The sequence below is a fragment of the Sporosarcina sp. YIM B06819 genome (assembly GCF_033485175.1).
Lineage (GTDB): Bacteria > Bacillota > Bacilli > Bacillales_A > Planococcaceae > Sporosarcina.
In genome coordinates, this window is sequence record NZ_JAWLIQ010000001.1 from 294,811 (window position 1) to 305,433 (window position 10,623).

At 43.3% G+C, this 10,623-nt stretch carries 13 protein-coding genes, 1 tRNA gene and 1 riboswitch; of the genes, 12 read left to right on the forward strand and 2 right to left on the reverse strand.

What is annotated here, in order from left to right:
* Positions 1 to 29 precede the first annotated feature (29 nt).
* Positions 30 to 208: riboswitch (Lysine riboswitch) on the forward strand.
* A gap of 91 nt (positions 209 to 299) precedes the next feature.
* On the forward strand, positions 300 to 1,526 hold the full coding sequence (locus R2B72_RS01430; protein ID WP_318614343.1) for an aspartate kinase: 1,227 nt from the start codon (positions 300 to 302) through the stop codon (positions 1,524 to 1,526).
* 43 nt (positions 1,527 to 1,569) lie between these two features.
* Here the strand turns inward: R2B72_RS01430 and R2B72_RS01435 are convergent, their stop codons facing one another.
* Complete coding sequence (locus R2B72_RS01435; RefSeq protein ID WP_412177774.1) at positions 1,570 to 1,986, reverse strand: YslB family protein; 417 nt, start codon at positions 1,984 to 1,986, stop codon at positions 1,570 to 1,572.
* 223 nt (positions 1,987 to 2,209) lie between these two features.
* Between R2B72_RS01435 and R2B72_RS01440 the strand changes: the two genes are divergently transcribed.
* The 11 genes from R2B72_RS01440 (at position 2,210) to R2B72_RS01490 (ending at position 9,853) form a co-directional block, all read left to right on the forward strand.
* A complete protein-coding gene (locus tag R2B72_RS01440; RefSeq protein ID WP_318614345.1) occupies positions 2,210 to 2,821 on the forward strand; it encodes a succinate dehydrogenase cytochrome b558 subunit in 612 nt (203 codons plus the stop codon).
* 44 nt (positions 2,822 to 2,865) lie between these two features.
* Positions 2,866 to 4,620: a succinate dehydrogenase flavoprotein subunit gene (gene sdhA / locus R2B72_RS01445; protein WP_318614346.1), complete on the forward strand. Its 1,755-nt coding sequence runs from the start codon at positions 2,866 to 2,868 to the stop codon at positions 4,618 to 4,620.
* Positions 4,621 to 4,625: 5 nt separating this feature from the next.
* Positions 4,626 to 5,405 carry a succinate dehydrogenase iron-sulfur subunit gene (gene sdhB, locus R2B72_RS01450; RefSeq protein ID WP_318614347.1) on the forward strand — a complete coding sequence of 260 codons (780 nt, stop codon included), beginning with the start codon at positions 4,626 to 4,628 and terminating at the stop codon, positions 5,403 to 5,405.
* A 158-nt stretch (positions 5,406 to 5,563) separates the two neighbouring features.
* The gene (locus R2B72_RS01455) at positions 5,564 to 6,007 is read left to right on the forward strand and encodes a thioesterase family protein (protein ID WP_318614348.1); all 444 of its coding nucleotides are present in this window, start codon (positions 5,564 to 5,566) and stop codon (positions 6,005 to 6,007) included.
* Between the two features lie 72 nt (positions 6,008 to 6,079).
* Positions 6,080 to 6,301, forward strand: a complete 222-nt coding sequence (locus tag R2B72_RS01460; RefSeq protein WP_203246748.1) for a helix-turn-helix domain-containing protein — start codon at positions 6,080 to 6,082, stop codon at positions 6,299 to 6,301.
* A gap of 226 nt (positions 6,302 to 6,527) precedes the next feature.
* Entirely contained in the window at positions 6,528 to 6,935 is a 408-nt protein-coding gene (locus tag R2B72_RS01465; RefSeq protein ID WP_318614365.1) for a MarR family transcriptional regulator, read from the forward strand.
* Between the two features lie 9 nt (positions 6,936 to 6,944).
* The gene (gene racE, locus R2B72_RS01470) at positions 6,945 to 7,739 is read left to right on the forward strand and encodes a glutamate racemase (protein ID WP_318614350.1); all 795 of its coding nucleotides are present in this window, start codon (positions 6,945 to 6,947) and stop codon (positions 7,737 to 7,739) included.
* 102 nt (positions 7,740 to 7,841) lie between these two features.
* The gene (gene rph / locus R2B72_RS01475; RefSeq protein WP_318614351.1) at positions 7,842 to 8,597 is read left to right on the forward strand and encodes a ribonuclease PH; all 756 of its coding nucleotides are present in this window, start codon (positions 7,842 to 7,844) and stop codon (positions 8,595 to 8,597) included.
* A complete protein-coding gene (locus R2B72_RS01480) occupies positions 8,597 to 9,211 on the forward strand; it encodes an XTP/dITP diphosphatase (RefSeq protein ID WP_318614367.1) in 615 nt (204 codons plus the stop codon). The genes rph and R2B72_RS01480 overlap by 1 nt, the downstream gene beginning before the upstream one ends.
* Positions 9,208 to 9,702, forward strand: coding sequence for a metallophosphoesterase (locus R2B72_RS01485; protein ID WP_318614352.1), 495 nt, complete (start codon positions 9,208 to 9,210; stop codon positions 9,700 to 9,702). The genes R2B72_RS01480 and R2B72_RS01485 overlap by 4 nt, the downstream gene beginning before the upstream one ends.
* Positions 9,703 to 9,779: 77 nt before the next feature.
* Positions 9,780 to 9,853 (forward strand) — tRNA-Arg (locus tag R2B72_RS01490).
* Between the two features lie 42 nt (positions 9,854 to 9,895).
* On the opposite strand, the gene R2B72_RS18600 is transcribed toward R2B72_RS01490, so the two are convergent.
* Complete coding sequence (locus R2B72_RS18600; RefSeq protein WP_412177769.1) at positions 9,896 to 10,414, reverse strand: LytS/YhcK type 5TM receptor domain-containing protein; 519 nt, start codon at positions 10,412 to 10,414, stop codon at positions 9,896 to 9,898.
* Between the last annotated feature and the right edge of the window lie 209 nt (positions 10,415 to 10,623).

Here is a 10,623-nt window from a genome sequence, read left to right on the forward strand (position 1 = left end):
TGAATTATTCCTCTCACAATTTTATATGAAGTGAGGATAGAGGTGCGAGTGCTAATAGTACATGTCCAGAAGGCGGCAGCCTGATGAAGGAGATGGAAAGGGGTATTCGCCGAAGCAGACAAATCGGCTGTCACGATTGTCTTGCTGGATTTCCATTAAAGAGGTGGAAGTCTGTCAGGTATCAACGACCTGGAGAGCTATCCGTACGGAGCATCTTTTTTAGGATGCCCTAATCGGACTCGGCTCTCAATTTATTGAGGGCTGTTTTTGCGTACAGGAGAAAGACGGAGGAATGGAAAATGGAACGGATCGTAATGAAATTCGGAGGGACTTCAGTCGCCAATCCGGAAAGAATCGCACGTGCAGCAAAGCTTGTTATAGAAGAAGTCAATCGAGGTAAGCAGGTAGCTGTTATCGTCTCTGCGATGGGGAAAACAACGGATGAATTACTGTCGTTAGCCAAGGAAGTCAATCCGGCAGCAGGACGGCGTGAGCTCGATATGTTACTGGCAACTGGTGAACAAGTGACGGCTTCTTTGCTCGCGATGGCAATTGCTGCACAAGGTGTGGAGGCGTATTCTTACACGGGGTGGCAAGCGGGTGTAATGACAGAGTCTGTTCATGGCAATGCGCGTATTGAGCAAGTAAAAGCGGATCGAATTGTGTCTGCACTTGAAACGGGTGCTGTTGCAGTTATTACTGGATTCCAAGGTGCTGATGCTAGCGGGGAGCTGACGACGCTTGGTCGTGGAGGTTCTGATACAAGTGCTGTTGCCATCGCTATTGCGCTAGATGCTGCATGTTGTGATATTTATACGGACGTTGAAGGCGTATTTACGACTGATCCAAGGTTAATAAAAAAAGCCCAAAAACTTGAAGAAATATCATATGATGAAATGCTTGAAATTGCTAATCTTGGTGCTGGTGTACTTCATCCGAGAGCGGTTGAGTTTGCAAAGAACCATCAAATGCCGCTGCGTGTAAGACCAGCGCATGTGGACGGACAAGGAACCATTATCAAGGAGGAAATTGATTTGGAAAATAATTTAGTTGTTCGAGGCATCGCTTTTGAGCGAGATATTGTTCGAATTACTGTGATGTACGACGTTCCGTTTAACGGCTCGCTCGCTAATATATTCACAGCGCTTGCGAAGCACCTTGTGAACGTCGATATCATTGTCCAGACCATTCGGGAAGATGTACAACCTTCTGTGTCATTTTCCATAAAGAAAGAAGATTTCGCTGAAGCAATCAACGTGTTGGAAACCAATAAAGAGGCACTTGGTTACCGCCGTGCAGATTTTGAAGTAGGACTAGCAAAAGTGTCAATCGTTGGTAGTGGAATGGTATCTAATCCGGGTGTCGCGGCAAATATGTTTGAAATATTGCGACAAGCAGTCGTTCCAGTGAAAATGGTGAGTACATCGGAAATTAAGGTGTCGGTCGTGATTCCAGAGCCTGATATGGAGAAAGCCGTGGCTGCACTTCATGAACAATTTGGATTGGATGCAGTTGTTATTAATTAATATAGAAAAAAGAGATGCACCTCTGATGGATGCATCTCTTTTTTTATAGGCTGATTTTAGTTTTTACATCCCATTTCACATGAAATGTAACCTGTCCTTTTTTAGATAGTACTTCACCGTAGCATTCCGTAAGAAGTCCATTCAATTTCTGATACTGTTCTGCAAGGAAACCGGCTTCTAACTGAAAAGATCTATTTTGAATAGTCGAACTTTCTTCGGTGTCTATCGTATAAAAACATTCTTCTCTTGCTGTTTTCTTAAGCGTGAGAGTCCCCCAACCTGCCTCTTGAAAAAACTCGGGAAGCTCCTCAATACTAAAAACAGGGAATTTCCTAGCAACCTCTTTGCCTGCCCAGTACAGGATATCCCCTTGGTGAGCGCCTAAAATGCTGGGTAAGACATGGTCACGTAAAATTTCATAGCCGAAACGAGTCGGCGAATGATAGGTAGTATTGTCCAATCTACTATCCAATCCTTTCGGATGAAAATAAGTGCTAATCATTTTATAGAAGGAATATGTTCGCAACAAAAAACCACATCGTCTTGACCTCCTTAAAACAGAGGAGTACAATGGACATGTTCTAATATTGTACCACGTAGAGGGAAGCCGTCAATGATTGCTTCGTGTCAAAACGATGACAACCCCTGATAGGCAACCTCAGTAATAAGGGAGGGTAAAAGACTTGTCGAGAGAATCAGATTTTTACTTGCGCCGTCTTCATTCATTGCTCGGAATTATTCCGGTTGGGCTATTTGTAGCACAACACTTGGTGATTAACCATTTTGCGACTCGTGGGGAAGAGGCATTCAACACAGCATCTAACTTTATGGGGAACTTACCATTCGTTCTGTTTTTAGAATGGTTCATCATCTACATCCCACTTATGTTCCATGCGTTTTATGGCCTGTACATAGCTTTCACAGCAAAAAATAACGTACAACGCTTTGGAACTTTCCGTAACTGGATGTTCATGCTACAACGAAGTACAGGGGTATTCCTTGTGATCTTCATTGCATGGCACATCTATGAAACAAGAATTCAGAAAGCATTGGGTGCAGAAGTAGACTTTAATATGATGGCTAACATCTTGGAGAACCCATTCATGCTGGCGTTCTACATTGCTGGTGTACTTGCGGCGACGTTCCACTTATCGAACGGTCTATGGTCATTCCTAGTGACATGGGGATTGGCACAATCACCACGTTCACAGACTATCGTTTCGTACGTTACGATTGCAGTATTCCTAGTACTATCTACAATCGGCGTTCAAGCACTACTTGCATTCGTCGTTTGATTTAAAACAATGAGATCACTGATAATTTGAGGAGTGAAACAATAATGGCAAAAAGCAGATTGATTGTCGTAGGCGGCGGTCTTGCAGGCCTAATGGCGGTCATTAAAGCAGCGGAGGAAGGCACACCGGTTGACCTATTCTCACTTGTCCCGGTTAAACGTTCCCACTCTGTATGTGCTCAAGGCGGCATTAACGGCGCGGTAAACACAAAAGGGGAAGGCGACTCGCCTGATATCCACTTAGATGATACTGTCTACGGCGGTGATTTCCTTGCGAACCAACCACCTGTTAAGGCGATGACGGACGCGGCACCAGGAATCATTCACTTGCTAGACCGGATGGGCGTTATGTTCAACCGTACACCTGAAGGTTTGTTGGACTTCAGACGTTTCGGTGGTACACTTCACCACCGTACGGCATTTGCAGGTGCTACAACAGGGCAACAGCTTCTATACGCACTAGACGAGCAAGTACGTAGCCATGAAGTTGCTGGTCTTGTAACTAAATACGAACACTGGGAATTCCTTGGTGTTGTTTTAGATGAAGACGGCGTTTGTCGTGGTATTAAAGCGCAAAACCTTAAAACAATGGAAATCAAAGCATTTAAAGGCGATGCAGTTATTATGGCAACAGGTGGACCTGGAATTATTTTCGGGAAAACAACAAACTCTGTTATTAATACAGGTTCTGCTGCTTCTATCGTTTATCAACAAGGAGCTTACTATGCGAATGGTGAGTTCATCCAAATTCACCCTACGGCGATTCCTGGGGACGACAAGTTGCGTCTCATGAGTGAATCTGCACGTGGTGAAGGTGGACGTGTTTGGACATACAAAGACGGTAAACCTTGGTACTTCCTTGAAGAAAAATATCCGGATTACGGAAATCTTGTTCCGCGTGATATCGCGACACGCGAAATCTTTGACGTCTGTGTCAATCAAAAACTAGGTATCAACGGCGAAAACATGGTGTATTTGGACCTTTCGCATAAAGATCCAAAAGAGCTAGATATCAAGCTTGGTGGAATCATCGAAATCTATGAGAAATTCACAGGTGATGACCCACGTAAACTGCCGATGAAAATCTTCCCGGCTGTCCACTATTCAATGGGCGGACTATGGGTGGATTATGATCAAATGACAAATATTCCAGGTCTTTTTGCTGCTGGAGAATGTGATTATTCACAACACGGTGCAAACCGACTTGGTGCTAACTCACTTCTTTCAGCGATTTACGGCGGAATGGTTGCAGGACCGAATGCTGTTCATTACATGAAGGGCTTGAAACGTACGGCAGAAGAACTTCCTTCGACAATTTTCGATGCTGCTGTGAAAGAAGAGCAACAGAAGTGGGATGACACGCTTAAAATGAATGGTACTGAGAACGCTTATGTCCTTCATAAAGAGCTTGGTGAATGGATGACAGATAACGTAACAGTAGTTCGTTACAACGACAAACTACAACAGACGGACGATAAAATCGTTGAGCTTCTTGAGCGCTACGAGAACATCAATATGACAGATACTCAACAATGGTCTAACCAAGGCGCAACATTTACGCGTCAGTTGAAAAATATGTTGTATTTAGCACGTGTTATTACGTTAGGGGCACTGAATCGTGATGAGAGCCGTGGCGCTCACTACAAACCGGACTTCCCGAACCGTGATGACGATAAATTCATGAAAACAACGATGGCGAAATTTGACGGACAATCTGCACCAATCTTCCACTATGAAGAGATTGATGTGTCCCTAGTAGCGCCACGTAAACGCGACTACTCCGCGACGAAAGGAGAATGACGTAAATGAGTGAGCAACAAACTGCGACAAAAACAGTACTATTTAAAATTCGTCGTCAAGATACAGCTACATCTGCTGCATATTGGGAAGAGTTCGAGTTGGAATACAGACCGAATATGAACGTTATTTCTGCTTTAATGGAAATTCGTCGTAACCCAGTTAATAAGGAAGGTAAGGCAACGACTCCAATCAACTGGGATATGAACTGTCTGGAAGAAGTTTGTGGTGCATGTTCAATGGTTATCAATGGCCGTCCACGTCAATCGTGTACAGCTCTTGTCGATAAATTGACACAACCAATTACGCTTGAACCGATGAAGACATTCCCAGTCGTTCGTGACTTGATTGTTGACAGAGAATTCATGTTTGATTCCTTGAAGAAAATCAAGGCATGGGTTCCAATTGATGGAACTTACGATCTTGGAGAAGGACCACGTATGCCTGAGCGTAAGCGTCAATGGGCATATGAGCTTTCGAAATGTATGACTTGTGGTGTTTGTCTGGAAGCATGTCCAAATGTTAACGACAACACAAACTTCATGGGTCCTGCATTGCTATCACAAGTCCGTTTGTTCAACACGCATCCAACAGGTGCTATGAACAAAGACGAACGTCTAGCGGCATTGATGACAGACGGTGGTATCGGTGAATGTGGTAACTCACAAAACTGTGTAGTGGCTTGTCCGAAAGGCATTCCATTGACAACATCTATCGCTGCCATGAACCGTGCAACGACTGTACAAATGTTCAAAAACTTCTTCGGAAGCGACAATATGGTAGACTGATTTCAGTCTCAAACCCCGCTTTGGCATGATGCCTAGCGGGGTTTTTGGTATTTCAACTACTATCACTAGCGAAGGTGGTCTTTAATTCTTTACAAATGTTTGGTAGAATAAAAGAATGAACGTTCATTCATTCATCCTAAAGAAAAGGGGTTTTAATTATGAGGGCAACTTACATAACGGATTTATCTACATGGGCATCGGAATTCACTTTTTCTGTCCCGGTATCTGTTCGGTTTTCGGAAACGGATATGTATGGCCATTTGAACAATACAGTAGCGTTTACTTATTTTGAATTTGCGAGGATTGAATTTTTGAAACATGCTGGGCTGATGAACGATTGGTTGGATCCCGTGGGGAGTACAATTCCGGTTGTTGCAGATTTGCAATGTGATTATTTGAAACAAGTCTTTTTCGATGAAGCGCTAGCTGTTCACGTAAAAGTAGCTGCAATCGGCAATAGTTCGTTGGATATTCACTATATGGTGAAGAACGACAAAGACGATATTGTCATCACAGGTCGTGGGTCGGTTGTTCAAATTGGTAGGGAAACGGGTAAAGGTGTGCCGTGGACTGATAAAGAGAAGTTATTGTTTGTCAATTAAATCATCAACTAGCCGGCACAGCCTACACTGCTTTCACATATTTTAGAGTGAAAGTGGATAGGAGGGCGCGTCTTGACAGAGGAATCCAAAAACCGTTCATTGCTAACAGCAAGGGAACGAGAAATTTTTCATCTGCTCGTTGACGATCATACGACAAAAGATATCGCGGGACGGCTCGGCATCAGCGAAAAGACTGTTCGAAACCATATTTCGAACACGATTCAAAAGCTAGGGGTATCCGGCAGGGCACAAGCAATTGTCGAATTGTTGCGACTAGGAGAATTGCAGTTGTAATCCAACCTTAAGTAGCAGCTGTGGGACCTGTATATAGCAGGCTTTCACAGCTGTTTTTTATCATTTTAGAACTTCTGTAAATGCCTTTTTCGTCCATCCGCCGAAAAGGTATTGCCTTACACACTAAAAAAGGTGACAATAGATAGACAGTAATCTTTTCAGGGAGCTGGTTTATTTGACGGAACAAAGCGATTCAAACAAACAATATACGAGTGAAGTTGCAAGTATGGAGAAAGATTTGAGATATATTGCTGCAATCATTAAACAGCAGGGACGCAGAATCCTTAGTAATTATACAATTACACCTCCCCAGTTTATTGCGTTGCAGTGGTTATTTGAACATGGTGATATGACAATCGGAGATTTGTCGAACAAAATGTTTTTGGCATTCAGCACAACGACTGATTTAGTTGATCGAATGGAAAGAAACAATCTTGTGAAGCGGGTCCGTGATGAACAAGATCGCCGTGTGGTCCGGATTCATTTGCTAAGTGAAGGGGAGCGCGTAATCGAGGAAGTCATTGATAAGCGTCGTGTTTACTTAGACATGGTGTTACAAGATTTTGACGAGCAACAAGTGAAGGGCTTTGCTGACTTACTACGTAAATTACATCAAGAGATGAAAAAGGATTGAGGGATTCATGTGGAAGCACCAATAGGCGTAATTGATTCGGGCGTTGGCGGTCTAACCGTTGTTAAAGAGATGTTGAATCGACTACCAAATGAACCCATTATCTACATAGGCGATGATGCACGTTGTCCGTATGGGCCGCGATCAACACAAGAGGTCCGGCAGTATACAATGGAAATGGCGTCAGCTCTTTCTAAAATGGGCATAAAAATGCTTGTCATTGCGTGTAATACAGCAACGGCTGTAGCGCTTGATGAGATACGTGAGCACTTTTCATTTCCGGTCATTGGCGTCATCGTCCCAGGTGCACGAGGTGCGGTAAAAGCGTCGGAGACTGGAAACATCGCTGTTCTAGGGACGGTGGGAACGATAAATAGTGGTGCGTATGATGATGCTATCCATGCATTGAACCCGAATGCGACGGTTTATCCACTCGCGTGCCCTGAATTTGTCCCAATTGTTGAAAGCGGACTGTATAAATCGGAAAGTGCCAGTGGAATTGTCGCTAAAGCGCTTGTTGGCCTTGCAGGTAAGGAGTTCGATGTTGCTATTTTAGGGTGTACACATTATCCGCTTGTGCAGCATCATATTCAAGCGCATTTGCCTGATGGGGTGAATATCATTTCATCAGCGGTGGAGACTGTTTCTGATGTTGAACAAATGCTGTTGTTAAAAAACAGTAAGCGTCATTCGGCTAGTGAAGTAGCGCCAATCTTTTATACGACGGGGAAGATTGAACAATTCTCTCCAATTGTGGAGGATTGGTTGTTGATTGACCAACCTGATGTGAGACATATTATCTTGTGAAATAGCCCGGGATGTCCGTAATTGGATATTTCGGGTTTTTGCGTATGTGAAAGAGGTTATGATAAGATGAATGCGCAAACTGATTGGTGGAGGGTCCAGACTATGAGACATGATGGAAGAGTGGCTGACGTGAACAGGCCAGTAACAATTGAAACGAATTATTTAATGCATCCGGAAGGCTCTGTGCTAATTTCGGTTGGCAATACGAAAGTAATTTGTACGGCTACGATAGAAGAAAGAGTCCCACATTTTTTACGTGGGAGCGGTAAAGGTTGGGTGACAGCAGAGTATTCTATGTTGCCACGTGCCACAGGACAACGAACGCAACGTGAATCGTCAAAAGGTAAAGTTGGCGGACGTACGATGGAAATTCAACGATTAATTGGACGCGCATTGCGTGCTGTGACGAATTTAGAGGCACTTGGTGAGCGTACAATTTGGATTGACTGTGATGTCATTCAGGCAGACGGCGGGACGCGTACAGCGTCGATTACGGGTGCTTTCGTGGCAATGACGATGGCCGTAGCCAAATTGCATGCTGCTAAAGGCTTGGCAACTTTCCCGATTGCTGATTTCTTAGCAGCGATTAGTGTAGGAAAGACAACTGAAGGTGAATTGATTCTCGACCTTGATTATGTGGAGGATTCATCAGCAGCTGTTGATATGAATGTTGTCATGACGGGTGCAGGTGCGTTTGTTGAACTACAAGGTACGGGTGAGGAATCTACATTCACACGTGAAGAGATGAATGGACTTGTGACACTAGCTGAACAAGGAATTCATCAGTTATTTACGGTGCAAACAGAAGCACTTGGTTCGATTGCTGAGTTGATTGGCACGAAAGAGGTGGCTGAATGATGAAGGAAGTACTCATTGCAACAAATAATCTTGGTAAAGCAAAAGACTTTCAGGCGTTATTCAAGCCGTTTGGTGTACGTGTGTTGACGTTGAATGATTTGGACGAGGCCATTGATGTTGAAGAGACAGGTGTCACGTTTGAAGAAAATGCCATCTTAAAAGCTGAAACGGTTGCTCGCTTGCTGGGCAAGGTCGTCATCGCGGATGATAGTGGGCTTGAAGTCGATGCGTTAGATGGCGCTCCTGGCGTTTATTCTGCGCGTTATGCGGGTACAGGGAAGAATGATGGGGATAATATCGATAAAGTGCTACACGAGCTGGAAACGGTGCCTATGGATGATCGTACAGCACGTTTTCGCTGTGTGCTTGCTGTGGCGGGCCCTGGTCTTGAAACGGAGACGTTTTCGGGCAGCTGTGAAGGTTTAATTCACACAGAACGCAAGGGGACAAATGGCTTTGGTTACGATCCAATTTTTTATGTGCCACAGCAGGAGCGCATGATGGCTGAATTGTCACCAGAAGAGAAGAGTTTGATTTCACATCGCGGGGCGGCGCTTGAAAAATTGAAAGTGAAGCTACCGCAATTTATGGAGAGTGTAGGTGATCACAAGTGAAACTTGTTGTCATGAGTGATTCGCACGGGGATAAGGAGACGGTGAAAGCCGTTTCCGCATTACCTGCGGATGCCATTTTTCATTGCGGAGATAGTGAATTGTCATTCGATGATCCGGTGTTGCATACAATGCATAGAGTGCGTGGGAATTGCGATCGTGATGCACGTTTTCCATCGTCGGTGTTAGTTGAGGTACAGGGCAAAAAGGTGTTAGCTGTTCACGGGCATGAGCATGATGTGCGGATGTCGTTAATGGGGCTTTATTATAGTGCCAAAGAGCTTGGTGCTGATGTTGTGTTATTTGGTCACTCACATTTGTATGGAGCGGAGATGGAAGATGGCATTTTGTTTCTAAATCCGGGCAGTACAGTTCAGCCGCGTGGAGGTAAAAAAGCAACGTATGCCGTGGTAGAATGGGATGAAACCCTGCATGTAACTTTCAAAAATTTGCAGCATGAAACGGTTGATAAAAAAGAAATAAAAAAGATTTAAAAATAACGTTGACTTTTATTGCGAAAGAATCTATACTAAAGCTTGTCCTTAAGAGTTAGTTAACTACTTAAGTCCATGTCTCAGTAGCTCAGCTGGATAGAGCAACGGCCTTCTAAGCCGTCGGTCGGGGGTTCGAATCCCTCCTGGGACGTAATCAAGACAATTTAGAAGAAGTTAAGAAATTAAAAAAGCGCTACAAACGTTGTACTAACAGCGTTTGTAGCGCTTTTTTGTTTTTGGAGAAGACGTTAGAAAAAAGAAGGCTAACTACAAAGGCTTTATTTCTCAACGTGAATAATCTATACCTCTGCATGAGAAGAACCAAGAAAGTGGTGATAAGTGTAAGTACAAATGAAAAATCGAAAAAATGATTATCTATCCCATCCCCGCCGAGATAGATCCTGTAAATAAAGGAGACAAATGTGATTGCCAAACCAGGGATTACACCCACATAAATAAAAGAAATAATGATAGGTATGAATCTGAAATCATAGTGATAACCCTCTTCTATTTCGATAGGAAACGTCATCGTTAGGCATAACATGATTAGAAGTAACAGGGACAACTTTGAAAACGATTTTCTGCGTTTCAAATCGCTCTCATTAAAGAACAATTGGTAAATCAGTATGAGGAAAAGGACCATTAAAACTTGATTTAACAGATGTGTAATATCAATCATGACGCAGCACCTGAATAAACATATAACTTTCATGATTTCCAGATATATGGAACATCAATAGCTCATGTCTAGGATAACGTTCAGCCTTTTGGATTTCGTCCTTCATTGCTATTGAATCATATAAGACCATGACTATGTTATCTCCCTTTTAAAGTATCTAAGTATTCATTTTATACGATAGATAGATAGATAGATAGATAGATAGATAGATAGATAGATAGATAGATAGATAGATAGATAGA